The 23,876-nt window shown below is 72.5% G+C and carries 25 protein-coding genes; 11 read left to right on the plus strand and 14 right to left on the minus strand.

Annotated features, from left to right (window positions below):
• Positions 1-19 precede the first annotated feature (19 nt).
• Complete coding sequence (locus tag DAI17_RS02145; protein WP_107771241.1) at positions 20-1,111, minus strand: methyltransferase; 1,092 nt, start codon at positions 1,109-1,111, stop codon at positions 20-22.
• 159 nt (positions 1,112-1,270) lie between these two features.
• Positions 1,271-2,443 (minus strand): M14 family zinc carboxypeptidase, encoded by a 1,173-nt coding sequence (locus DAI17_RS02150; RefSeq protein ID WP_107771724.1) that lies wholly within the window; start codon positions 2,441-2,443, stop codon positions 1,271-1,273.
• Between the two features lie 306 nt (positions 2,444-2,749).
• On the opposite strand from DAI17_RS02150, the gene DAI17_RS02155 reads away from it, so the two are divergent.
• A complete protein-coding gene (locus DAI17_RS02155) occupies positions 2,750-3,664 on the plus strand; it encodes a phosphatase PAP2 family protein (protein ID WP_159081303.1) in 915 nt (304 codons plus the stop codon).
• A gap of 30 nt (positions 3,665-3,694) precedes the next feature.
• On the opposite strand, the gene DAI17_RS02160 is transcribed toward DAI17_RS02155, so the two are convergent.
• The 6 genes from DAI17_RS02160 to DAI17_RS02185 all read right to left on the minus strand — a co-directional run bounded on the left by DAI17_RS02160 (position 3,695) and on the right by DAI17_RS02185 (position 8,509).
• Positions 3,695-4,312: a class I SAM-dependent methyltransferase gene (locus tag DAI17_RS02160; RefSeq protein ID WP_107771243.1), complete on the minus strand. Its 618-nt coding sequence runs from the start codon at positions 4,310-4,312 to the stop codon at positions 3,695-3,697.
• Positions 4,313-4,332: 20 nt separating this feature from the next.
• Complete coding sequence (locus tag DAI17_RS02165; RefSeq protein ID WP_107771244.1) at positions 4,333-5,310, minus strand: YihY/virulence factor BrkB family protein; 978 nt, start codon at positions 5,308-5,310, stop codon at positions 4,333-4,335.
• A gap of 27 nt (positions 5,311-5,337) precedes the next feature.
• The gene (locus tag DAI17_RS02170) at positions 5,338-6,453 is read right to left on the minus strand and encodes an aromatic acid exporter family protein (protein ID WP_159081304.1); all 1,116 of its coding nucleotides are present in this window, start codon (positions 6,451-6,453) and stop codon (positions 5,338-5,340) included.
• Between the two features lie 147 nt (positions 6,454-6,600).
• Positions 6,601-6,768, minus strand: a complete 168-nt coding sequence (locus DAI17_RS02175) for a hypothetical protein (protein ID WP_107771246.1) — start codon at positions 6,766-6,768, stop codon at positions 6,601-6,603.
• Positions 6,769-6,812: 44 nt separating this feature from the next.
• Positions 6,813-8,192, minus strand: a complete 1,380-nt coding sequence (locus tag DAI17_RS02180) for an MBL fold metallo-hydrolase (protein WP_107771247.1) — start codon at positions 8,190-8,192, stop codon at positions 6,813-6,815.
• Positions 8,192-8,509, minus strand: a complete 318-nt coding sequence (locus tag DAI17_RS02185; RefSeq protein WP_107771248.1) for a rhodanese-like domain-containing protein — start codon at positions 8,507-8,509, stop codon at positions 8,192-8,194. The genes DAI17_RS02180 and DAI17_RS02185 overlap by 1 nt, the downstream gene beginning before the upstream one ends.
• Positions 8,510-8,655: 146 nt before the next feature.
• Here DAI17_RS02185 and trxA point away from each other — a divergent pair, with 146 nt between their 5' ends.
• The 5 genes from trxA (at position 8,656) to DAI17_RS02210 (ending at position 12,793) form a co-directional block, all read left to right on the plus strand.
• The gene (gene trxA, locus DAI17_RS02190) at positions 8,656-9,039 is read left to right on the plus strand and encodes a thioredoxin (protein WP_107771725.1); all 384 of its coding nucleotides are present in this window, start codon (positions 8,656-8,658) and stop codon (positions 9,037-9,039) included.
• Positions 9,039-9,440 carry a DUF302 domain-containing protein gene (locus DAI17_RS02195; protein WP_107771249.1) on the plus strand — a complete coding sequence of 134 codons (402 nt, stop codon included), beginning with the start codon at positions 9,039-9,041 and terminating at the stop codon, positions 9,438-9,440. Before trxA ends, DAI17_RS02195 begins: the two co-directional genes overlap by 1 nt.
• Positions 9,440-9,703: a metal-sensitive transcriptional regulator gene (locus tag DAI17_RS02200; protein ID WP_107771250.1), complete on the plus strand. Its 264-nt coding sequence runs from the start codon at positions 9,440-9,442 to the stop codon at positions 9,701-9,703. Before DAI17_RS02195 ends, DAI17_RS02200 begins: the two co-directional genes overlap by 1 nt.
• A 26-nt stretch (positions 9,704-9,729) precedes the next feature.
• Positions 9,730-11,739 carry a thioredoxin domain-containing protein gene (locus DAI17_RS02205; RefSeq protein ID WP_107771251.1) on the plus strand — a complete coding sequence of 670 codons (2,010 nt, stop codon included), beginning with the start codon at positions 9,730-9,732 and terminating at the stop codon, positions 11,737-11,739.
• A 109-nt stretch (positions 11,740-11,848) separates the two neighbouring features.
• Entirely contained in the window at positions 11,849-12,793 is a 945-nt protein-coding gene (locus DAI17_RS02210) for a DUF1353 domain-containing protein (RefSeq protein WP_159081305.1), read from the plus strand.
• Here DAI17_RS02210 and DAI17_RS02215 read toward each other — a convergent pair.
• Together DAI17_RS02215 and trhA are read right to left on the minus strand one after the other, a co-directional pair.
• Positions 12,780-13,157, minus strand: a complete 378-nt coding sequence (locus DAI17_RS02215; RefSeq protein WP_107771253.1) for a hypothetical protein — start codon at positions 13,155-13,157, stop codon at positions 12,780-12,782. The genes DAI17_RS02210 and DAI17_RS02215 overlap by 14 nt on opposite strands.
• A 110-nt stretch (positions 13,158-13,267) precedes the next feature.
• Positions 13,268-14,011, minus strand: coding sequence for a PAQR family membrane homeostasis protein TrhA (gene trhA, locus DAI17_RS02220; RefSeq protein WP_107771254.1), 744 nt, complete (start codon positions 14,009-14,011; stop codon positions 13,268-13,270).
• A gap of 171 nt (positions 14,012-14,182) precedes the next feature.
• Here trhA and DAI17_RS02225 point away from each other — a divergent pair, with 171 nt between their 5' ends.
• The 3 genes from DAI17_RS02225 (at position 14,183) to DAI17_RS02235 (ending at position 17,595) form a co-directional block, all read left to right on the plus strand.
• Positions 14,183-14,962 carry an isoprenyl transferase gene (locus tag DAI17_RS02225; RefSeq protein WP_107771255.1) on the plus strand — a complete coding sequence of 260 codons (780 nt, stop codon included), beginning with the start codon at positions 14,183-14,185 and terminating at the stop codon, positions 14,960-14,962.
• A gap of 234 nt (positions 14,963-15,196) precedes the next feature.
• The gene (locus DAI17_RS02230; protein ID WP_107771256.1) at positions 15,197-16,516 is read left to right on the plus strand and encodes a PhoH family protein; all 1,320 of its coding nucleotides are present in this window, start codon (positions 15,197-15,199) and stop codon (positions 16,514-16,516) included.
• A 329-nt stretch (positions 16,517-16,845) separates the two neighbouring features.
• Positions 16,846-17,595, plus strand: a complete 750-nt coding sequence (locus tag DAI17_RS02235; protein ID WP_199904894.1) for an aggregation-promoting factor C-terminal-like domain-containing protein — start codon at positions 16,846-16,848, stop codon at positions 17,593-17,595.
• Between the two features lie 19 nt (positions 17,596-17,614).
• Here DAI17_RS02235 and DAI17_RS02240 read toward each other — a convergent pair whose 3' ends face one another.
• The 4 genes from DAI17_RS02240 to DAI17_RS02255 form a co-directional block, all read right to left on the minus strand.
• Positions 17,615-18,319 carry a class I SAM-dependent methyltransferase gene (locus tag DAI17_RS02240; protein WP_107771257.1) on the minus strand — a complete coding sequence of 235 codons (705 nt, stop codon included), beginning with the start codon at positions 18,317-18,319 and terminating at the stop codon, positions 17,615-17,617.
• Positions 18,316-19,698, minus strand: a complete 1,383-nt coding sequence (locus tag DAI17_RS02245) for a class II fumarate hydratase (protein WP_107771258.1) — start codon at positions 19,696-19,698, stop codon at positions 18,316-18,318. The genes DAI17_RS02240 and DAI17_RS02245 overlap by 4 nt, the downstream gene beginning before the upstream one ends.
• A gap of 36 nt (positions 19,699-19,734) precedes the next feature.
• Positions 19,735-20,433 (minus strand): spermidine synthase, encoded by a 699-nt coding sequence (locus DAI17_RS02250; protein ID WP_199904895.1) that lies wholly within the window; start codon positions 20,431-20,433, stop codon positions 19,735-19,737.
• A 213-nt stretch (positions 20,434-20,646) separates the two neighbouring features.
• Positions 20,647-22,332, minus strand: a complete 1,686-nt coding sequence (locus tag DAI17_RS02255) for a fumarate hydratase (protein WP_107771260.1) — start codon at positions 22,330-22,332, stop codon at positions 20,647-20,649.
• 61 nt (positions 22,333-22,393) lie between these two features.
• Between DAI17_RS02255 and DAI17_RS02260 the strand changes: the two genes are divergently transcribed.
• Positions 22,394-23,500, plus strand: coding sequence for an FAD-dependent oxidoreductase (locus DAI17_RS02260; protein WP_107771261.1), 1,107 nt, complete (start codon positions 22,394-22,396; stop codon positions 23,498-23,500).
• A 106-nt stretch (positions 23,501-23,606) separates the two neighbouring features.
• Positions 23,607-23,876, plus strand: a complete 270-nt coding sequence (locus DAI17_RS02265; RefSeq protein WP_107771262.1) for a hypothetical protein — start codon at positions 23,607-23,609, stop codon at positions 23,874-23,876.

Consider the following 23,876-nt stretch of genomic DNA (forward strand, 5'->3'; position numbering starts at 1 on the left):
CGGCGGCGACCGTCGGGAGTCACGGGTGCCGGGCGGGGACGGCCTCGACCACGGACAGCGTCGAGATGGTGGGGACGACGCGCGTCACGCGGAGCCCGGCGCGGTCCAGCACCGTGGTGAGCTCGCGCTCGGTGCGCTCGCGGCCGCCGACGAAGACCATCATGTCGAGGTCGAGGGCCTTGGCGAAGTGCGGCGTGCTGTCGGAGGGGACCACGCTCTCCAGCACGACGAGGCGCGCGCCCGCGGGCATGTGGCGGCGCACGGTCGTCAGGACGGCCACCGCCTGCTCGTCGTCGAAGTCGTGGATGACGCGCCGGAGCACGTAGAGGTCGCCGTCGTCGGGGACGCTCTCGAAGAACGACCCGGCTTCGACCCGGCAACGGTCCAGGACGCCCGCCTCGGCCAGGAGCCGCTCGGCCCCGTCCACGAGGGCGGCCCGTTCCAGCAGCACGCCCTTGGCGGAGGGCGCCGCGTCGAGCATCAGGGAGAGCAGCCGGCCGTGCCCGCCACCCACGTCCACGATGGTCGAGAATCCGGAGACGTCGTACGCCGCCCGGACGGCCGGCCAGTCGAGGTCCGTCAGGCGGGTCATCGCGTCGTTGACCCTCGCGGCGAACTCCGGGTCGTGGTCGAGGTACTGCCACATGGGCATCCCGAGGACCGCCTCGGCGCCGGGAGTGCCGGTCTGCACCGTGCGGGTGAGCTGTCCCCACGGCGCCTGGTAGAGCGGGTCGCCGAGGAACAGGACCACCGGGACCATCGAGTCGGGCGTCGTGGTCCGCAGGCCCTGGGAGAGCGGCGTCAGCGAGTACTGGCCCTCGGGGTCCTCGTGCAGGACCCCGAGGCTGGCCAGGGCGCGCAGGAGCCGGTGGGTGGCGTCGGCGTCGGTGCCGATCTCGGCGGCGACGTCGTCCGGGGCGAGGTGTCCGTCGGCCAGGACGTCGGCGATGCCGAGCCTGGCCGCGGCGTAGATGGCGTGGGTCGCCATGAAGCCCGAGGTGAGCTCGAGCAGGGCGACCTCCGGCGGCACCATCCGCCGGGTGAGGGTCTGGATCGCGGCGCGGGCGGCCGTGGCGGCCCGTACCACGCGGACCGGAGGCAGTCGGGACATGACGGGCTCCCCTGGGTGGTCAGTGGTTCTGACCATAGTCGTCAGAGAGTCTGACCAGTGTCAAGGGTGTCGCGGCCACGGGTCGGGCCGTGGGCGGTCCCGGCGCACGGAGCGCTTGGGACCGCCCACGACCCGGATGGTGCACCCGGCCCGGGGCCGTCAGTCCGCGGGCAGGAAGACCCGCTGCGGGATGGTGTCGTAGACCGCCGGGTCCTTGTCGGCGATCGACCCGTCGGCGACCGAGTCGACGAGGCCGCCGAGCCCGATCTCGATCTGCTTGCGCAGCATGCCGTTGCGCTTCATGCCGTCGTACTGGGTCTGGCTGGACGTCTCGAAGAGCACCACCGCGCTGCCCCGCAGCGCGAAGGAGCCGAGGGCGGTGCCGGGGAGGTTGGTGTCCTGGGGGTAGAGCGTCAGGTCGCCGTACCCCGACTCGCCGTGGCCCTGGAGGGCCTCGTAGACGGCCACGTTGGCCCGCTGGGACGCCTCCATGTCGAACTTCGGCCAGCTGCCGAACTCGCTCGGGTCGTCGATGAACTTCGCCGAGATCGACAGCGGCGACATGCTCTCGAGGTCCTCGGTGGCGTAGCACGACCACTGGTTGTGGAGGTCGACGAAGTAGTCGACGGTGCCGAACTCGGTCTCGAGTCCGCGGTAGACGTCGCGCACGGTCTGCGCCTCGGGCGTGATGTACCAGCCCGTGTCGGCGCTGTTGCCGGGGAAGTCCGCCGGCTGCGGGACGTAGTCGAGGTCGGGGTTGAAGTCGCGGTTGACGTCGAAGCCGCCCACCCGGGTGTTGTAGTTCCACGCCGGCGCGACCCCCGCGAGCTGCGGGAAGGCGGCGACGACGTCGTCCCAGGTCATCTCGTTCTGCCGGGTGTCGCGCTCGCCGCCGTCGACGTTGAGGCGGGGGATCGCGACGATCGTGACCTCCTCGCGGAGGGCGGCGGCCTCCCTGGTCGACCCGCCCCAGCGGCGGAGCAGGTCGAGGAGCGCCTCGGTGCCGTGGTTCTCGTTGCCGTGGATCTGGGACTCGACGAACACGACCGTGTCGCCCTCGCCGACGCGGGCGGTGTAGATCTCCCTGCCCTGGTGGCTCTCGCCCACGACCTCGACGTCCACGACGCCCTTGGTCGAGCGCTCGATGCCCTCGAGCGTCCTGGTGAGCTGGGCGTGGTCGACGAAGCCGTTGTTGCCCGAGCCGGACGCCTCGGTGCCGCAGTGCGACTCCGTGGGGATGGCGTGGGCCGGCGTGGTGGTGGCGATGGTGGTGACGATCCCGAGAGGAAGGGCCAGTCCGGTGAGGACGGCCGTCCAACGTCGTGCTGACATGTCGCTCCGCATCTGTCGTGCCCGCATCCGAGGTGCCCGGGTGGCGGGCGGCGGGCGATGGACCTGTGACGCTAGCCCCGGCCACCGACGGTGTCGAGGGACGTGGTGTCCCGCCGGGCCCGCGGGGAGGGGTGTCAGCGGTCGAGGCACCTACCGACGCTGAGGTATAGGGGCGGTCGACCCTGGTCATGACCCGCTGGCCCTGTGCGACCGTGGATGGACGCCTCGAGGGGGCCGCGGTCTCCGGGAGAGAGGGAGATGAGCCAGGCGACGGAGCTGTCCCGCACGCGACTCGGGGATCCGAGCGTGCGCAGCCCCGGTCGCCGCGTCTCCGGCCGGGCGCGCAGGGTCGCCGCGGTGACGGCGTACGTCGTCCTCCTCGGAACCTGGGTGGTGACCCTCGGCATCCCCAACGACAGCCTGCAGGTCGTCCTGTGGCTCTGGGCCGCGACCATCGCGGCGCGGTTCGACGCTCCGTGGCGGTCGCACCTGGCCTTCCTGCGTGACTGGTGGCTCCCCGTCGCCGGACTGGTCGTCTACTTCTACAGCCGTGGGCTGACCGACGAGCTGGGCCTGCCCGTCCACGTGGAGATGCCCATCACCCTCGACCGGTGGCTGGGTGGCGGCGTCACCCCCACCGAGCGGCTGCAGGCGGCCTGGTGCGGCGACCCGTGCGTCAAGGAGAGCGATCCCCGGCTGTTCGACCTCTACTTCACCTCCGTCTACGCCACGCACTTCGTCGCCGGCCTCACCATCGCCGCCGTCCTGTGGTCACGGAGCAGGGCGGAGTGGGAACGCTGGATGCGGCGGTACGTCGGCATCTGCTTCGGCGCGCTCGTCGTCTACATCGCCTTCCCGATGGCGCCGCCGTGGATGGCGTCGGAGATGGGCGAGCTGGGCCACACCTCCCGCATCACCGGCCGGGGGTGGTCCGAGATCGGCCTGGACCGGATCGACGTGCTGCTGCAGGGCGTCGGCAACCCGGTCGCCGCGATGCCCTCCCTCCACGCCGGCATCGCGTTCCTGATCGCGATGTACGGCGTCCAGCGGCTGCGGTCCCCGGGTCGGTGGCTGCTGCTCGTCTACCCGGCGTCGATGTCGGTCGCGCTCGTCTACTACGCGGAGCACTACGTCGTGGACATCGTCGCCGGCGCGCTGCTCGCCTGGGCGGTGCTCGTCGGCGCCTCGAGGTGGGAGCGACGACGTCAGGGCTCGACGTAGCCGCAGGTCATGCCCGGCGGAGCCGCTGTGTCATGCCCGGCGGAGCCGGAGGAAGCAGTCCCACGCCGTCCGCGCCACCTCGGCACCGTGCTCGTCCTCGGCGGTCACGGCCCGGGCCACCCGCTCGGCTCGCTCGACGTCGACGGGGATGCCCTCGAGGTCGTCGAGGAGGTCCTCCGCGGTCATGAGCACCGCCGGGTCCTGCGGGCCCCCGGTGCCCTCGGTGAGGTTGGTGCTGTCGTGGCCGACCCAGACCAGGGTGCCGCCCGGACGGAGCGACGTGACGGCGTTGCGCACCGCCGTACGACGATCGCCCGCCGGGACCTGGAGATAGGCGACGACGGCGAGGTCGAGGTCCGCGCCCCGCCACTGCGTCGCGTCCGCGCACACCCAGTCGACGGTCCCGTCACCCTCGAGGTCGGCGGCGAGCCGGCGCCCCTTGTCCAGGGCGACCTGCGAGAAGTCGACCGCCGTCACGTGCCAGCCGTGGCCGGCCAGCCAGATGGCGTTGCGTCCCTCCCCGCAGGCGAGGTCGACGGCCCGGCCCGGCTGGAGCCCGGCGCACTCCGCCTCGACGAAGGCATTGGGCCCGCGGGACCACACGAGCTCGGCCGCGGCGTACCGCGCGTCCCAGTCGGCTGCTTCCATGGAGCCCACGGTAGTCCCCGTCAGTCGTCCACGGTGCGCGCGTGCGGACGGCCCGGGTCGTCCACCACGGGGTCGACCTGGCCCGCGCGGAGCGCCTCGAGCTGCGCGCACACGGCGGTGCCGAGGAACAGCGCGATCGAGGACAGCAGGGCCCACAGGAGCAGCGCGAAGATGCCGGCCAAGGGGCCGTAGACGCTGCCGAAGGAGCCGCTGAGCGAGACGTACAGGGCGAGACCGACGGTCGCCATCGCGCTGAGCAGCACGGCGATCCCGGAGCCGAGGGCGAGCCACGACAGGGCGGGCTGACGACGCCGCGGCGCGTGGTCGAGCAGCACCGCGATCGTGAGGACGAGGAGTGCGAGACCGATGGGCCAGCGCAGGACGTTCCACCACAGCACCGCGTCGTCGGACCACCCGTAGCCCTCGGCCATCGCCTCGCCGAACGCCCTGCCTCCCACGATCATCAGGAACCCGGTCCCCACGGGGCCGGCGAGCACGGCGGTGAGCACCGCCGCGCGGCCGTACTTGGCCAGGGCCTTGCGGTCACGGCGGATGCCGTAGATGCGGTTGGCGCCCCGCTCGACCTGGGCCATGGCCGTGGTCATCGAGACCAGCGCGAAGGCGAGACCGAAGGCGAGCGCGACCTCACCGGCGGCCTCGGAGGCGTCGGAGTCCTCGACCGCGGAGGTGAGGGCGTCGCTCTCTCCCGCGCCGGGGGACAGCGAGTCGACGACGTGGGCCACGACCCGGGCCGGGCGCTCCTCGTCGATGTCGGCGGCCAGCCCGGTGAGCGCCAGCAGGAAGGGAACGACCGCGAGGCAGGCCTGCAGCGCGAGCGCGCGGGAGTTGGTGAAGCCGTCGCCGTACCGGAACCGGACGAACGACTCGACGGCGATCTTCCTCAGGCCGTGGTGGCGGGCCAGGTGCCACGCGTCCAGCGCGTCCAGCTCGTCACCGTCCATCTCGGTGGTGACGGGGACGGTGCGGGCGGTCGTCATGGGCGCACCCTACGGTCGCCCTCCCGGTCAACCCTGCGCGGCCTCGGCGGGCCCTCCGGGGATCCGCAGGCGCAGCGGCCGGCCCAGGATCGGGTTGGCCTCCGCGACCACGTCCATCGAGTCGATGATGTTGCGCAGGTTGATGATGAGCGCCCCGTAGATCGGCCACTCGGACGAGCGCTCGGTCGTGCGCAGGTCCTCGGTGAACGCCTCGAGGCGCGTGCGCACCTCGCGCAGCGCAGCCGCGTCGGCGGCGCTCGCGGCCCGCCCGGTGTCCCCGAGCATCTCGATCCACGGGTCGGCGAAGGCCTCGCCCCACCGCTCGCGGTGGGCCTGCTGGCCCCCGAGCGTGCGGGCGAGGCTGCGGATCTCCGCGAGCGACTGCTCCATGCGACGGAGCAGCCCGTGCCACTGCTGGGGGTCCCTCATCTGGCGGGCTGGGCGGCGGGGGTTCAGCCGGGCGCTCTCCTGCGCCTGGCGGACCAGGGCCCACGCGCGGTCGAGGTCACGTTCCAGGGCGCGGGTGCGCTCGATCCAGCCGGTCACGTCCTCCTCCTGGCAGCCGTCCCCGAGGCCGCCGGCCATGTCGGTCAGCAGGTCGCCGATCGCCTCGTCGATGTGGTCCATCGCCGAGGCTGCCGTGCTGCGGCGCAGGGGCGGCCAGACGACCACGTTGACAGCGAGCCCGACGACGACGCCGATGGCGGTGTCGAGCAGGCGGGAGATGAGCATGACGTCGCTCTCGTAGCCGGTGGTCAGCACGACGAGGCCGGTGGTGGCGATGGTGGTCGCCTCCGCGCCCAGCCACGGCACCGCGCCGAGCACCAGTGCCACGACCAGCAGCACCGCGACCGAGGCGTTGGTGAGGCCGAAGAGCTCACCGACCAGGGCGGCGAGCAGGACGGCGACGACGGTGGCCGCCACCTGCTGCGTGCCCTTGGAGAACGTCCGGTAGACGGTCGCGTGGACGACCAGCAACGCGGCCCACGGAGCGAGGAAGGGTTGCGGCAGCTCGAACACGCTGGCGGCCAGCACCCAGGCGATCACGGCCGCGAGCACCGTCTTGACGAGCTGGAGGACGTCGTTCCACCAGACCTGGTCTCCCAGCCGTCTGTTGATCTTCTCCCTCAAGGTCTCCCTCATCCTCGCGACCCTACGGACAGGACCGTGCCCCGGGCGCATCCGCGTCAGGGGGGAGGGTGGGGGAACGCTCGGGGGGATGCGTTCCCCCACCCGGGGGGAGGGTGGCAGGACGCTCGGGGGAGTGCGTCCCGCCACCCGGTCAGGGGGTCAGCGGCCGAAGATCTTCGACAGGAAGCCGCCGGACTCGCGCTCGGCCCGGGGGTGGCCCTGGCAGCGGTCGTCGCGCGCGACGCCGGCCATCACCTGGTCGACGTGCTGGCCGCAGCCGGCCCAGGTGGTCTTGCCGCAGGTCTTGCATCGGACTGCTCGGCACATGGTGTGCTCCGTTTCTGTGCGTGCGTGGGGTCAGGGCGACGGGGTCAGGCCTCGGGGCCCACCAGGTGGAGGCCGACCTGCCCGGCGTTGTCGAACGAGTCGTCGATGGCGACGAGCGAGCGGCCGGCGGCGGACAGGAACGACGCCGCGACCGACGCGCGGTAGCCACCGGCGCAGTGCACCCACACCTCGCCCGCGGGCACCTCGTCGAGGCGGCGGGGGAGCTCGTGGATGGGCACGTTGACCGCCCCCGCGATGCGGGCCGCGTCGTACTCGTCGGTGCGGCGCACGTCCAGCACGACCACCTCGCGGTGGTGCCGCACGTCTGCGAGGTCGGCGAAGGTGGCCGTCGGGAAGGACGCCAGCTCGCGGTCGGTCCAGTCCTCCGGGCCACCCGTGGCGTGCGCTGCCGGCCGGTCGATGCCGATGCGCACGAGCTCACGCTGCGCCTCGGCCACGTCCTCGGCGGTCTCGCCGAGGAGCGTGATCGGGGTGCCCCAGGAGACGAGCCAGCCGAGGTACGTCGCGAAGCCGCCGTCGAGCCCGAAGTTGAGCGTGCCCGGCGCGTGGCCGGCCGCGAAAGCGGTGCGGTTGCGCAGGTCGACGACCCACTCGCCGGTCTCGATGCGCCGGCGAAGCTCGGCGGCGTCGGCCACGGACGGCGGGGACAGGTCGGGCTCGGACGGACCGCCGGCATTGGCAGGCCCCATGTGGGCGTAGTACGCCGGGTAGGCCCCCAGGCCGTCGAGCAGCTCGCGGACGTAGGTCTCCTCGTCCTGCGTGAGCACCGGGTTGGACCGCTTCTCCTGCCCGATCGTCGACTCCGTCGCCTCGGACTGGGTCGCGGAGCAGAAGGAGCCGAAGCCGTGGGTCGGGAAGACCTCGGCCTCGTCGGGGAGCAGCTCGGCGAGCCGGTGCGCGGACGCGTGCTGGTGGCGCACCAGGGCGTCCGTGTGCTCGGGACCGAGCAGGTCCGGGCGCCCGGTGGCGCCGTACAGCAGGGAGCCGCCGGAGAAGACCGCCACGTGCTCGTCGCCGTCGGGGCCTCGGTCGGTCAGGGCGTAGGAGAGGTGGGTGAACGTGTGGCCGGGGGTGGCCAGCGCGGTGACGCGCATCCGTCCACCCACCTCGACGACCTGTCCGTCCGCCAGGGGAGTGCGGGTGAAGGACACGTCGTCCTCGCCATTGACGAGGTACTGGGCACCGGTGCGCTGCGCGAGGGCGAGGCCGCCGGTGACGTAGTCGTTGTGGATGTGGGTCTCGAAGACGTGGGTGAGCCGCACGCCGTGCTCCTCGAGCAGGTCGAGGACGCGGTCGATGTCGCGCTGCGGGTCGACGACGAACGCGACCTCGCCGTCGTGCACGAGGTAGCTGCGGTCGCCGAGGGTCGGGGTCTCGATCGGGATGACGTCGAGGTCGGACATCAGAGACCCACCCCCACGGCGCGGCCGGAATCGACCCAGGCACGCGTGCCTCCTGCGACCGACGCGGCGTCGAAGCCGGCGGCGACGAGCAGGTCGGTCATGGCCTTCGAGCGGTTGCCCGAGGCGCAGATGACGTGGACGCGGGCCGACCGGTCGATCTCGTCGAGGCGCGACGCCAGCTGGCCCATGGGCACGAGGACGGCGCCCGGCACGTGGGCCTGGGCGAACTCCGCGCGCTCGCGGACGTCGATGGTCACGCCGTGCTCGCGCTCGGCGGCGTACTCCTCGAGCGAGATCTCGGGGGTGTGGTGCGACATGCGATTCCTTTCCGTGGTGGGTTCCCTCGGCGGTTGAGGAATACCCTAGGGGGTATATACGCTGAATGCAAAAGACCCCCGGGGGTATTCCGCGGCACGTCGCCGCAACCCCCGGTACCCACCGAAGGAACATGAAGGAGCAGCTGATGACCACCCTGACCCTGGGCGCCGACAACTTCGAGACCACCGTGGCGGAGAACGAGATCGTGCTCGTCGACTTCTGGGCCTCGTGGTGCGGGCCCTGCCGCCAGTTCGCCCCCGTCTACGAGCGGGCCAGCGAGACCCACCCCGACATCGTGTTCGGCAAGGTCGACACCGAGGCCGAGCCCGCGCTCTCCGCGGCGGCCCGGATCTCCTCGATCCCGACCCTGATGGCCTTCAAGGACGGCGTGCTGGTCTTCTCGCAGGCCGGCGCCCTGCCCGCCACTAGTCTGGAACAGCTGGTGACGGCCGTCCGCGAGCTCGACGTGGACCTCGAGATGCAGAAGGCCCGCGCCACCGATGCCGCCGCCGAGGAGAGGAGCGCCTGATGGGCAGCTACACGATGTCCACCACGATCACCCGTCCGTACGCCGAGGTGCTGGACGCCACGCGGGCCGCGCTGGGCGACCAGGGCTTCGGGATCCTCTCCGAGATCGACCTCGCCGCCACGATGAAGGCCAAGCTCGACGTCGACCTCCCGCCCCAGGTCATCCTGGGCGCCTGCCGCCCCCCGCTGGCCTACGAGGCCATCCAGGTCGACCCCTCGATCGCCGCCGTGCTGCCGTGCAACGTGGTGGTCCGTTCGGTGGAGGAGGGGACCACGGTCGTCGAGGCCTTCGACCCGGACGCGATGATGGGCCTGGCCGACGACCGTGCCCTCGATTCCGTCGCCGCCGACGCCAAGCAACGCCTGACCGCGGCCCTGGCCGCCCTGTCCGAGGAGGACTGATGGAGCTCGACGCCACCGAGATGACCCCGGTCATCAACCGCATCAAGCGCGCCCAGGGCCAGCTGGCGGGCGTGCTGCGCCTGCTCGAGGAGGGGCGCGACTGCGAGGACGTCGTCACCCAGCTCGCCGCGGTCTCCAAGGCGCTCGACCGCGCCGGGTTCGCGATCGTGGCCAGTGGTTTGCAGCAGTGCCTCACCGCCGGCGACGGCGTCGACAGCGTGGACGTGAAGAAGATGGAGAAGCTCTTCCTCTCGCTGGCGTGATTCGTCCCGCCTGACAGGCTGGGGGCATGGCCAACCGTCTCGCCGCCGCCACGTCGCCGTACCTCCTCCAGCACGCCGACAACCCGGTCGACTGGTGGGAGTGGGGGCCCGAGGCGTTCGCCGAGGCCCGACGCCGCGACGTGCCGGTGCTGCTGAGCGTCGGGTACGCCGCGTGCCACTGGTGCCACGTGATGGCCCACGAGTCGTTCGAGGACGAGGCGACGGCGGCCTACCTCAACGAGCACTACGTCAGCATCAAGGTCGACCGCGAGGAGCGTCCGGACGTCGACGCGGTCTACATGCAGGCGACCACCGCGATGACCGGCCACGGCGGCTGGCCGATGACCTGCGTGCTCGACCACGAGGGCAGCCCGTTCTTCGCCGGCACCTACTTCCCCGAGACCCCGCGCCACGGCCAGCCGTCCTTCACCCAGGTGCTCCAGGGGCTCGCCGAGGCCTGGCGGGAGCGGGGTGAGGACGTACGCCGCGTGGCCGACAACCTGCGCGAGCACCTCAACGCGTCCGCCGCCCTCACCGCGGCGCCGATCACCGCCGACGCGGTCGAGCAGGCCGTCGGTGTGCTGGCCGGCGAGTTCGACCCGATGGCGGGCGGCTTCGGCGGCGCCCCGAAGTTCCCGCCCTCGATGGTGCTGGAGCTCCTGCGCCGCTTCGCCGCCCGCCCGGCCGCGGAGGGCTCGCCGATGGCCGAGCGGGTGAAGGAGGCGCGCCACATGCTCGGCCGCACCGTGCAGGCGATGGCCGGGGGCGGGATGTACGACCAGCTCGGCGGCGGCTTCGCCCGCTACTCCGTCGACCGGGGGTGGGTGGTGCCCCACTTCGAGAAGATGCTCTACGACAACGGCCTGCTGCTCGCGCTCCACGCCCGGCTCGGCACCGGGCTCGGGGACCGGGTGGCGCGGGAGACCGCCGAGTTCCTGCTCCGCGAGCTGCGCACGCCCGAGGGTGGCTTCGCCAGCGCCCTGGACGCCGACAGCGAGGGTGCCGAGGGCACCTTCTACGTCTGGACCCCCGAGCAGCTGACGGAGGTCCTGGGACCGGACGACGGCGCGTGGGCGGCCGACCTGCTCGGCGTCACCCCCGCGGGCACCTTCGAGCACGGCACGTCCACGCTGCAGCTGCGCCACCCGCCCGGCGGGGAGGACCTCCAGCGGTGGGCGGACGTACGCCGTCGGCTCGTCGCCGCCCGCGAGGAGCGCGTGCGGCCCGCCCGCGACGACAAGGTGGTCGCCGCGTGGAACGGCCTGGCGATCAGCGGGCTGGTCGCGGCCTGGCAGCGACTGGGGGAGCAGGACTGGCTCGACGCGGCGGTGGCCGCCGGCCGGCTGCTGGTCGACGTGCACCTGGTGGACGCCGGCGAGGGCGGCGCCCGGCTCCGCCGCGTCTCGCGCGACGGCGCCGTGGGGACGCCCGCCGGTGTCCTCGAGGACCTGGGCTGCGTGGCGACCGCGTTCGTCGACCTCGCCGCGGCGACCGCCGACGGAACCTGGCTCGACCACGCCCGGCTGCTCCTGGACGACGCGCTGGACCGGTTCCGCGCCGAGGACGGCGGCTTCCACGACACCGCGGTCGACGCCGAGGCGCTGGTCGCCCGGCCGCGCGACCCCTCCGACAATGCATCGCCCAGCGGGCTGTCGGCCACGGTCCACGCCCTCGTCGGGTTCGCCGCGCTGACGGGCGAGGAGGCCTACCGGGACGCGGCCGAGGAAGCGCTGGCGACGGTCGCCACGCTGGCCGAGAAGGCCCCCCGCTTCGCCGGGTGGTCGCTGGCGGCCGCCGAGGCGATGCTGGACGGACCCCGCGAGATCGCGGTCGTCGGTCGGCCGGGGGAGGAACGCGACGCCCTGGCCCGGGCGGCGCTCGCCCTGCCCGGCGCCGTGGTGGTCGTGGCCGCGCCCGGTGAGTCGGCGATCCCGCTGATGCAGGCGCGCGACGAGGTCGGCGGCCGCCCCGCGGCGTACGTCTGCCGGCACCACGTCTGCGCCGCCCCGACCACGAACCCTGCCGACCTCACGTAGACACGCGGACAGAACCCGGCCGGCAACCCCGTCGGCACGGCGCGAGATGCACCACGAGCGGCGGTTGTGTCCGCGTGCCGGCGTCGGTGGCCGGTGCCACAGTGGGCCCATGTCTCGGAGCCAGCCCGTCACCACCACCGGCGCGCAGGTGCGCCCGCAGCCGCGTCGCTTCTACGACGGCGGCGTGCTGCCCGTCGGCGACCGCATCGGCCTGCCTCCCGACCGCGCCCACGACCCGCGGATCGTGCTGGAGCGGCACCTCGAGTCGGGGCTGGAGGTCTTCAGCCTCGAGCGGCGGATCGCCTACGACGACCGTCATCTCGGCGAGATCCTCGTGCCGGCGAGCACTGACTTCCGCACCGACCTGACGTCGACGCCGGCGCTGTTCACCTGGCTGGTGCCCAAGACCGGCGCCCACCTGCCGGCCGCGCTTGTCCACGACGCCCTGGTCGCGGGCGGCGGGGAGCCGTCCTACGACTCCACCGAGCGGCACACGATCGACCGGGTCGAGGCCGACCGGGTCTTCCGCGACGCGATGGCCGACACCGGCACCGGCGTCGTCCGGCGCTGGATCGTCTGGACCGCCGTGACGGCCGCGACCGTCCTGGTGCCGGGAGGCCTGCCCCGCTCGCCGTCGTGGTCGCCCGCGATGCGCTGGGCCCACCGCCTCGGGGTCGGAGCATCGATCGCGCTGGTCGTCTACCTCGGCTACTCCGCCACCGCCGACCTGCTCGACCAGTCCTGGCCGTTCGCGTGGCGGGTGCCGTGGATGGACGAGCGCGCCTGGTGGTGGGAGCTCCTCGGCGGGCTTGCCGGCGCGGTGGCCGTCCCGCTGCTGCTCAGCGTGCTGTGGGGACGCTTCTGGAGGGCCGGTGTCATCGCGGGTGTCATGCTCGCCGTGCTGCTCCACGTCACCGTGGGGCTGGCCGTCATCCTGCTGGGCTACCAGGCCACGGAGCGACTCGCGGCGCGGTCGCCGCGGCTGGCCGTCGCAGTCGCTGCCACGGTCGCGGTCGCGGCGCTGTCCGTGTTCGCGTGGCTCATCCTCGGGTGAGGCCGACCTCGGCGAGCCAGCGGGCGGCGAAGGTGCCGCGCGGCAGGTCCTGCGTCAGCAGGTCCACGCCGGTGTGGAAGGCGACCACGAGCAGGCCGAGGGCGCCGGCCCCGACCACGAGGCCACGCACCCGCTGGGGGACCCACTCGCGGGCGGTGCGGGACGCGTGGTGCGCCCGGTGCCACCAGCCGGCCACCGACGCGGTGACCACGGCCGAGACGATGCTGGCGAAGACGGCGCCGAGCACGGTGCCCACCAGGCCCAGGCGGGAGCTCAGCACGGTGGCCGCGGCGGCCGCCACGGCGCCGGCGACCACCTGGGGGAGGGAGAGGTCGAGGGTGGGCTTCTGGTCGGGTTCGGTCATCGGCGTCACGGGGGTCGGGGACGGGCGTTCCCCCGTACGACGCCTGGAGCTGGCGCGGTGTTCCCCGACGTGAGCGGACTCACCCGCCTCCGCGAGGAGCGGGAGCGCGCTCAGCGCAGCGAGTAGGTCGCCACCGAGACGCCCACGTAGTGGGTCACGAACGCGAGGATCGTGAAGGTGTGGAACACCTCGTGGAAGCCGAACCAGCGCGGCCACGGGTTGGGGCGCTTGGTGCCGTAGACGACGCCGCCGATCGTGTAGAGCGCGCCGCCGACCGCGACCAGGACCATCACCGCGGTGCCGGTGCTCGCGCCGTACCGGTCCATGGCGCCGCTGATGAAGTCACCGAAGAAGAACACCGGGGCCCAGCCCAGCGCCATGTAGATCGGTGCGGAGAGCCAGCGGGGGGCGCCCTTCCAGAACACCTTCATCGCGACGCCGCCCAGGGCGCCGCCCCAGACGAGACCGAGCATCAACCACTGGTCGCGGCCCTCGAGCAGCAGCAGCCCGAACGGCGTGCAGGAACCCGCGATCAGCACGAAGATGTTGGAGTGGTCGAAGCGCCGGAGCACCGAGTGGGTGCCGGGGGACCAGGTGCCGCGGTGGTAGATCGCGGAGACGGTGAACAGGACCAGGGCGGAGGCGGTGAAGACCGCCGAGCCGACCCGGGTGAGGGTGTCGGGGGAGAGCACGATCAGGACGATGCCGGCCGCGAGGGTCAGGGGAGTGGTAGCGAGGTGCAACCAGCCACGAAGGTGCGGCTTGGCTTCCGCGATCGCCTCGTGGATGGCCTCCGTCGCGCCGTCGACGCGCTCGTGGAGCCCGTCGAACCGGTGGCGGATGAGGTCGTTCATGCCCCGAAACTACCCGGCCCGGGTGAACTAGTCACATGGAACGCCTCGTGAGGGTGGCGTCCGGGAGGCCTCGGGCGACCGCGTCGTCGGGGTCGGGAGCTCCGTCCTGACCGTGGTCGCCACGGGTCGTCGTGCACGGACGACACCCTGGGACGCGGTTACCATCAGGAGGTGGCGAAGTTGAAGGACGCGGTGCGTCGGGTGGTCTACCCGGCCTACGAGCACCGGGTCGTGAAGAATCTCCCGGCCGATCGCATCCCGCAGCACATCGGTGTCATGCTCGACGGCAACCGGCGCTGGGCCAAGGCCGTGGGCATCGACACGGCGGGCGGCTACCAGGCAGGTGCGGACAACATCTTCCCGCTCCTCGGCTGGTGCGAGGAGGTCGGCGTCAAGGTGGTGACGCTGTGGCTGCTGTCCAGCGACAACCTCACCAACCGGCCGCCCGAGCAGCTCACCGGGCTGCTGACGATCATCGAGGGCGCCGTCGAGTCGCTGGCCGCCACCGGCCGGTGGCGCATCCACCCGGTGGGCGCCCTGGACCTGCTCCCCGCGCACACCGCGCAGAAGCTCAAGGACGCCGAGGAGGCCACCCGCGACGTCGACGGGATCCTGGTCAACATCGCCGTCGGGTACGGCGGGCGTCGCGAGATCGCGGACGCCGTACGCTCCCTGCTCCACGAGCACGCCGCGCGCGGGACCAGCCTGGAGGAGCTCGCCGACGTCATCGACGTCGAGCACATCTCCGACCACCTCTACACCAAGGGCCAGCCCGACCCCGACCTCGTCATCCGCACGTCGGGCGAGCAGCGGCTCGGCGGCTTCCTGCTCTGGCAGTCGGCGCACTCGGAGTTCTACTTCTGCGAGGCGCTGTGGCCCGACTTCCGCCGGGTCGACTTCCTGCGTGCCATCCGGGCGTACGCCGAGCGCGAGCGCCGCTTCGGGTCCTGAGCCCCGCGGCGCGTGGCGGAGCGGGTAACACAACGTTCATCCCGCGGTCGGGCGTGTCGCCCCGGATGGCTCCCACCACGGGCGTACTTTCCGACGTATCGGCAGGTGGGGAAGCCTGCTGTATCGGGAGGCACGCTGTGGGAAGCAACGCACCGCTTCGAGGAGCCGTCCGGTCCATCGATTGACTGGGCCGGGTGTGGTGCGACGCGCCGGTCCGATAGGGGTAGTCACTCCGTGAGCGCGAACAAGCAGGTCAGCCAGCACCGCACCTACGTCCTCGACACCAGCGTCCTGCTGGCCGACCCCGGAGCCCTGCGGCGCTTCGCGGAGCACGAGGTGGTGCTCCCGGTCGTCGTCATCACCGAGCTCGAGGGCAAACGCCACCACCCAGAGCTCGGCTTCTTCGCGCGGACCGCGCTGCGCAGCCTCGACGAGCTGCGCGTCAAGCACGGTCGGCTCGACGAGCCGGTCCCGGTGGGCGACGAGGGCGGCAGCGTCCGGGTCGAGCTCAACCACACCGACCCCACGTCGCTCCCCTCCGGCTTCCGGCTGGGCGACAACGACACCCGGATCCTCGCAGTCGCGCGCAACCTGGCCGACGAGGGCCACCAGGTCACGCTGGTCTCCAAGGACCTGCCGCTGCGGATCAAGGCCTCGGCGGTCGGGCTGGACGCGGAGGAGTACCGCGCGGAGGCCGTCAGCGACTCCGACACCGGCTACTCCGGCATGGCCGAGCTCGAGGTGACCTCCGCCGAGCTCGACGAGCTGTACGACGACGGGGTCGTCGACCTCGCCGAGGCGCGCGACCTGCCGTGCCACAACGGCCTGGTCCTCCTCTCCGACCGGGGCACGGCGTTGGGACGGGTGGGTCCGGACAAGCAGGTGCACCTCGTCCGCGGCGACCGGGAGGCGTTCGGCATCCACGGGCGCTCGGCGGAGCAGCGGATCGCGCTGGAGATGCTGCTGGACCCCGAGGTCGGGATCGTGTCGCTGGGCGGCCGGGCCGGCACCGGCAAGTCGGCCCTGGCGCTGTGCGCGGGCCTCGAGGCCACCCTCGAGCGGGGCCAGCACAAGAAGGTGGTCGTCTTCCGTCCCCTCTTCGCGGTGGGCGGCCAGGAGCTGGGCTACCTGCCCGGTTCGGAGTCGGAGAAGATGTCGCCCTGGGGCCAGGCGGTCTTCGACACCCTGGGCGCCCTCACCACGCCCGACGTCATCGACGAGGTGATGGACCGCGGGATGCTCGAGGTGCTGCCGCTCACGCACATCCGCGGCCGCTCCCTCCACGACGCGTTCGTCATCGTCGACGAGGCCCAGTCGCTGGAGCGCAACGTCCTGCTCACGGTGCTGTCGCGGATCGGGGCCAACTCCAAGGTGGTGCTCACCCACGACGTCGCGCAGCGGGACAACCTCCGTGTCGGACGCCACGACGGCATCGTGGCGGTGATCGACAAGCTCAAGGGCCACCCGCTGTTCTCGCACGTGACCCTGACCCGGTCCGAGCGGTCCCCGATCGCGGCCCTGGTCACCGAGATGCTGGAGAACGTCACCCTCTGACCGGTCCTGCCGGCGTACGACGGTCCGGCTCGCACCCACGTCCCGGGTGCGAGCCGGACCGCTGCCTGCACTCGTGGGGTGACGGGAATCTCGCCACGCCCCTCCGCAGGCGGCGACGACGTGACCCGTGTGGCTGGTGAGGTCACTGTGCCCGGTGTGGACGAGAAAGTGGAACGAGTTCCCGCGTTCGGTTTGCACGGGCTCCCGACCTCCTGCATGGTTGCCCGTGATCGTTTCGTGACCTGAGCGTCCCGTTGCCCGCCGGCTCCCCCCCGTTCCTGGCAGGTGGCACCCCGGACCGGTCGCGTCATCACCTGCTGTCTACCCCCGTGAGCTTTCCTGTGCCCTTCAAGTCCCTGTCGACGTCCGCGCCCGAGCCCGAGAAGCACGCCCCCCGACACCGCGCCCCCGGCAAGCGCAAGGCGGCCCGTTCCGCCTCGGCCCGCGTGATCCGCACCTCCGTGGTGCTCACCGGCGTCGCCGCAGCGGTGACCGGCGTGAGCGTCGCCGGTGGTGTGCTCGGCTCGTCGACGGGCACCGCCTCCGACCTCGCCTCCGCCGCCGTGGGTGGCGTCACGGTCGCCTCGGCGGACTCCGAGCCCACGTCCCGGGACGCCGCCGAGGACGCAGCCGGCGACACCGGCCAGGACACCGCCCTGGAGCGTCGCGAGTCCGTCGTACCGGTCTCCCGGTCGGACCGCCGCGGGGCCACCGACGCGACCAAGCGCGCCGCGCTGTCGGTCGCCAAGGGCCCGGCCGTGACCCGGTCGGAGGACGTCTCGAGCTCGGACCCGCGTGACATTGCCCGGGCGCTGCTCCCGGAGTTCGGCTTCGACTCCTCGCAGTTCTCCTGCCTCGACTCGCTCTACGTCAGCGAGTCCAACTGGCGCATCGACGCCGACAACCCCACGTCCTCGGCGTACGGGATCCCGCAGGCGCTGACCCAGCTGCACGACCTGCCGGCCGACTACATGACCTCGGCCGAGTCGCAGATCCGCTGGGGCCTGGGCTACATCCAGGACACCTACGGGACCCCGTGCAACGCCTGGTCGTTCAAGACCGCCAACAACTGGTACTGACCGCCCTCGCGGCGTCGGGTCAGCGCGCCTCGAACACCGTGACCGCTCCGGCGTACTCACGGGCGCCGTCGAACGGCGCCAGCACGAGTCCCTCGTCGGTCGAGTCCAGGTAGGCCTGGGCGCTCGTGTGGTCGGGGAAGACCGCCCGCGTCGCCAGGTCGTGCCGGCGTACGTCGTCGAAGCGGCGTCGCAGCACCGACTCGCCGGTCTCGCTGCTGAACCGGGAGACCTCGGGGTGCCCGCCCGCCTCGCGCCGCAGGTCGACCAGGTGGTCGTTGCCGTTGGTCACCGCGACGAACGTGCCACCCGGACGCAGCACGCGGCGGACCTCGTTGAGCGCGCGCTCGAGGTCACGCACGTGGTAGAGCATCCAGCCGGCGTAGACGACGTCGAACGAGCCGTCGTCGAAGGGCAGGTAGCAGATGTCGGCCTGCCGCGCGTCGATCCCGCGAGCGGCCGTCAGCTCGACGAAGCGCGGCGAGAAGTCGGTGGCGACCAGGGTGACGCCCGGGAGGTCGTGGATCCGGCTGGCCATCACGCCGGTGCCGCACCCGACCTCGAGCACCCGGGCGTCGCCCACCAGCGCACGGTCGATGGCGCGCAGCGCCTCTGTCGCCGGGTCGAGGCCGTCGGCGGTGGGGTGCCACACCGAGCGGCGGGTCTCGAGCCGGTCCTCGGTGGCGTACTGGCTGCGCACGTGCTCGGGGTCGCTGAGGCCGCTCACGGGTGGGTCATCCGCTCGACGTCGAGCGCCTCGTCGAGCTGCTGCTCGGTGAGGTCGCCGCGCTCGACGTAACCCATCGCCAGCACCGTCTCGCGGATGGTGGTGCCGTCCTTCATGGCCTGCTTGGCGATGCGGGCGGCCTCCTCGTAGCCGACGTGCTTGTTGAGCGGGGTGACCACGGACGGCGACGACTCGGCGTACGCACGCATCCGCTCGACGTCGGCGGTGATCCCGTCGACGCAGCGCCGGGCGAGCACGGTCGACGACGTCGACAGCAGCCGGATCGACTCGAGCAGGTTGCGCGCCATCACCGGCATCATGACGTTGAGCTCGAAGCTCCCGGAGGCGCCCGCCCAGGCGACGGTCGCGTCGTTGCCGACGACCTGGGCGCAGACCATCAGCGTCGCCTCGGGCAGCACCGGGTTGACCTTGCCGGGCATGATGCTCGACCCCGGCTGGAGGTCGGGCAGGTGGATCTCGGCGAGCCCGGTCGTGGGGCCGGACGACATCCAGCGCAGGTCGTTGCAGATCTTGGTCAGGCCCACGGCGTACGTCCGCAGCGCGCCGCTGAGCTCGACCAGGGAGTCCCGGGTGCCCTGGGCCTCGAAGTGGTTGCGGGCCTCGGTGAACGGCTGCCCGGTGTCGGCGGCGAGCCGCTCGATGACGGCGGCGGCGAAGCCGGGCGGCGTGTTGATGCCGGTGCCGACCGCGGTGCCGCCCAGCGGCAGCTCACGGACCCGGGGGAGGACCGCCTCGAGCCGCTCGGCGGCGTAGCGCACGGTCGCGGCGTACCCGCCCATCTCCTGGCCGAGCATCACCGGGGTCGCGTCCATCAGGTGGGTGCGGCCGGACTTCACCAGTCCGGCGAACTCGGTCGCCTTGGCCTCCAGCGACGCGGCCAGCACGTCGAGCGCCGGCAGCAGGTCCTCGACGACGGCCAGGGTCGCGGCGACGTGGATGGACGTCGGGAACGTGTCGTTGCTGCTCTGCGAGGCGTTGACGTGGTCGTTGGGATGGACGTCGACGCCGGCGCGGGCCGCCAGTGAGGCGAGCACCTCGTTGGTGTTCATGTTGGAGCTGGTGCCCGACCCGGTCTGGAAGACGTCGAGCGGGAAGTGGTCGTCGTGCTCGCCGGTGGCCACCGCTGCGGCGGCGTCGGCGATCGCGGACGCCTGCTCGGCGCCGATGACGCCGAGGTCGCCGTTGACGCGGGCGGCCGCACCCTTGACCAGTGCGAGTGCCTGCACGTGGCGGCGCTCGAGCGTCGTGCCGCTGATCGGGAAGTTGTCGATGGCGCGCTGGGTCTGGGCGCGCCACAGGGCGTCGGCCGGGACCTCGACCTCGCCCATCGAGTCGCGCTCGGTGCGTGTCTGGCTCATGGGCGCGACGCTACTCCGAGACGGCGTCCGGCTGACTCACCCCTGGGGTGGCTCGTCCGACCGGCGCGCGGCGTAGAGGAAGTACTGCTCCGGGCGGTCCTGGAGCAGGACGTCGTACGCCAGCTCCTCGGCAGCCTCGAAGACGTCCTCGAGGGCGGCCAGCAGCTCGGGTGAGCGGGAGGCGGACCAGACGACGAGCACGCCGTGGTCGTTGAGGATCTCCCGGCACCGGGCGAGGAAGTCGCGCTCGTAGACCCCGGCGTTGCCGTCGTGCACCAGGTAGCCCGGGCCGTTGTCGACGTCGAGCAGCAGCAGGTCGTGGGTGTCGCGCGCCTCCGCGATCGCCATCAGGATGTCGGCGTTGACGATCCGCACCCGCTGGTCGGCGAGGAGCGCCGGCCCGTGGGGCACGGTGCCGTCGCGCATCCACCCGACGAGCGGCTCCTCGATCTCCACGACGGTGGCGCGCTCCACGCGGACGTCGGCCAGGATGCGCTGCAGCGTGAACCCCAGCCCGAGCCCGCCGATGACGACGTCCCGGGGGTCGTCCACGAGGTCGAGCGCCACGCCGGCCAGCTCGAGCTCGGTGCTCGTCTCGAGGGTGTCCATGACGAAGACGCCGTTGACGCGGAGCTCGACCACGTCGGCGGCGCCGGGGTTGGTACGTCGCCGGAGCACCAGCTCGCCCCGGGGCGACTCGGCGCGGGCGATCTCGACGGAGGCGGGGGCTGACATGTGCTCCATCCTGCCCGTCGGCGGACCGGGTCGTGTCGCTCGGCCCATCCGTCGGGGTGGTTGCCGAGTCGGTCGCCAGGGCGCTGCAGCTGCCCCGGCGCTCGCGACCACCTCGTCGGACGTCCGGCGGGACGTCCGCCGGGCCGGCGGCCGGAGCGTCGGACGCACCGCAGCACCGCGACGCGGGCCGACGGGCACGAGGCGGCAGACGCGCTACTCCGCCGAGCGCACCCGGATCCCGGAGATGGGCACGTTGACGGCGCCGGAGGGATCGGTGAAGAAGTCGTTGCCCTTGTCGTCGACCACGATGAACGCCGGGAAGTCCTCGACCTCGATCTTCCAGACGGCCTCCATGCCGAGCTCCTCGTACTCCAGCACCGACACCGAGGTGATGCAGTCCTGGGCGAGGCGCGCGGCGGGGCCGCCGATCGAGCCGAGGTAGAAACCGCCGTGGGTGTCGCACGACTCCGTCACCACGCGGGAGCGGTTGCCCTTGGCGAGCATCACCATGGACCCGCCGGCGGCCTGGAACTGCTCGACGTATGAGTCCATCCGGCCGGCGGTCGTGGGGCCGAACGACCCGGACGCCATCCCGGTCGGGGTCTTGGCCGGACCGGCGTAGTAGACCGGGTGGTCCTTCATGTACGACGGCATCTCCTCGCCGGCGTCGAGGCGCTCCTTGATCTTGGCGTGCGCGATGTCGCGGGCCACGACGAGAGGTCCGGTGAGGGACAGTCGCGTCTTGACGGGATGGCGAGAGAGCTCCTCGAGGATCGACGACATCGGCTGGTTGAGGTCGATCCGCACGACCTCACCCGCCGCGATCTCGTCGGAGACGCCGGCCGAGGGCATGTAGTGCGCCGGGTCGGTCTCGAGCTGTTCGAGGAAGACACCCTCGGGAGTGATCTTGCCCAGCGCCTGGCGGTCGGCCGAGCACGAGACGGCGATGGCGACGGGGCAGGACGCGCCGTGACGGGGGAGCCGGACGACGCGGACGTCGTGGCAGAAGTACTTGCCGCCGAACTGCGCGCCGATGCCGAAGGACTGGGTCAGCTTGAAGACCTCGTCCTCGAGCTCCAGGTCGCGGAAGCCGTGGGCGGCCATCGAGCCCGACGTCGGCAGGTTGTCGAGGTAGTGCGCGGAGGCGTACTTCGCCGTCTTGAGGGCGTACTCCGCGCTGGTGCCGCCGATGACCACGGCGAGGTGGTAGGGCGGGCAGGCGGCGGTGCCGAGGGAGCGGATCTTCTCGTCGAGGTAGGTCAGCAGCCGGTCGGGGTTGAGGATCGCCTTGGTCTCCTGGAACAGGAACGACTTGTTGGCCGAGCCGCCGCCCTTGGCCATGAAGAGGAACTTGTACTCCGGCTTCCCCGACGTCTGCGGGGTCGAGTAGATCTCGATCTGCGCCGGCAGGTTGGTGCCGGTGTTCTTCTCCTCGAAGGTCGTCAGCGGCGCGAGCTGGCTGTAGCGCAGGTTGAGCTTGGTGTACGCGTCGTACACACCGCGGCTGATCGCCTCGCCGTCGTCGATGCCGGTGAGGACGCCCTCGGACTTCTTGCCCATCACGATCGCGGTGCCGGTGTCCTGGCACATCGGCAGCACGCCGCCGGCGGAGATGTTGACGTTCTTGAGCAGGTCGAGAGCGACGAAGCGGTCGTTGCCCGACGCCTCCGGGTCGTCGATGATCCGCCGCAGCTGGGCGAGGTGCGCGGGCCGGAGGTAGTGGCTGATGTCGTGCATCGCCTCCGCGGTCAGCCGCCGGATCGCCTCCGGCGAGACGCGGAGGAAGGTCTGCCCGTCCACCTCGGTGGTCGAGACACCCTCGGTGGTGATGAGCCGGTACGGCGTGTCGTCGGCGCCGGTGGGCAGGAGGTCGGAGTAGCGGAACTCAGCGTCAGTCACGAGCGCTCAGGGTACGCCGCGGGGCCGGGCATAGCCGACGGCGCCCGGACGTTGAGCCGGTGTGCCCGCCCACGACTCCCGCCTCGACTCACTCGTCATCGGCGCCGGCCAGGCCGGGCTCTCCGCGTCGCGGCACCTGGCCCGGCGCGGGATCGACCACGTGGTCCTCGACGCCGGCGAACGGCCGGGCGGCGCGTGGCAGCACCGGTGGGACTCGCTGAGCATGGAGGACGTGCACGGCGTCGCCGACCTCCCGGATGCCCCCGCGCCCGGACGGTCGGACGCGCCTGCCAACCTCGTCGTGCCCGCGTGGTTCGCCGACTACGAGCGACGCTTCGACCTCCCCGTGGTCCGCCCCGTCGTCGTCGACGAGGTGACCAGCGAGGGCGAGCTCCTGGTCGTCCGCGCGGGGGAGCGCACCTGGCGCACCCGCACCCTCGTCAACGCCACCGGCACGTGGACCCAGCCCTTCGTGCCCCACTACCCGGGCATCGAGACCTTCGCGGGCGAGCAGCTGCACACCGCCGCCTACCCCGGCCCGGAGCACTTCGCCGGCCGGCGCGTGCTCGTCGTCGGTGGCGGCGCCTCCGCGGTGCAGCACCTCGGCGAGCTCGCCCCGGTCGCCGACACCCTGTGGGTCACGCGCCGCGAGCCGGTGTGGCGGACCGGCGACTTCGACCCGGAGGCCGGGCTGGCCGCGGTCACCCTGGTCGCCGACCGGGTACGCCGTGGGCTCCCGCCCGCGAGCGTCGTGGGCGTCACCGGACTGTCCCTCCGCCCGCAGGAGCGCGAGGCCGAGCGCCTCGGCGCCTACCGGCGCAGGCCGATGTTCGAGCGGATCGAAACGACCGGCGTGCGCTGGGCGGACGCGGCGTTCGAGCCCGTCGACGTGATCCTCTGGGCGACCGGCTTCCGCCCCGCGGTCGGCCACCTCGCGCCCCTCGGCCTGCGCTCCCCGGCGGGCGGGATCCAGCTCGAGGTGGGCGGTGCTGTGCAGGGCGCGGTCACGGCCGTCCGCGACCCGCGGGTGCAGCTCGTCGGCTACGGCCCGTCCGCCAGCACGATCGGCGCCAACCGGGCCGGCCGTGCCGCCGCCGTCGCCGTCGCGCGCCGGCTGGCGCTCCCGCGGCCTGCTCGCGAGCTGCCCGAGGGCGACCTGAGCGCCTGAGGCGTCAACCTTCGTCAACCCCCGTCAACCGGGGGTCGGGCGGATCGACTCTGGAGGCATGCCCGCCAGTTCCGTGTGCTGCCGGGCCCAGCCAGGGGAGAACGCCATGCACAGCACGCACCTGCGTCGTACCGCTGCCGTCGTCGGCGCCGCGACCGCCATCGTCGTCACCACCACACTGACCGCGGCCACCGGTGCCGTGGCCTCCGACACCCCGGACGGGGACCGTCCCTGCTTCATGGTCCGGGCGCACTGGAACACCGCCCTCGATGGACCGCAGCCCACCTGCGCGACGCCCTCGTGGCAGCTCGTGGAGACGCCGCCTCGCTTCCCGGCGTCCGAGCTCAGCGCCCGGGTCGTGGACTACATGCCCTAG

It is taken from the genome of Nocardioides sediminis, assembly GCF_003047295.1.
Taxonomy (GTDB): domain Bacteria; phylum Actinomycetota; class Actinomycetes; order Propionibacteriales; family Nocardioidaceae; genus Nocardioides; species Nocardioides sediminis.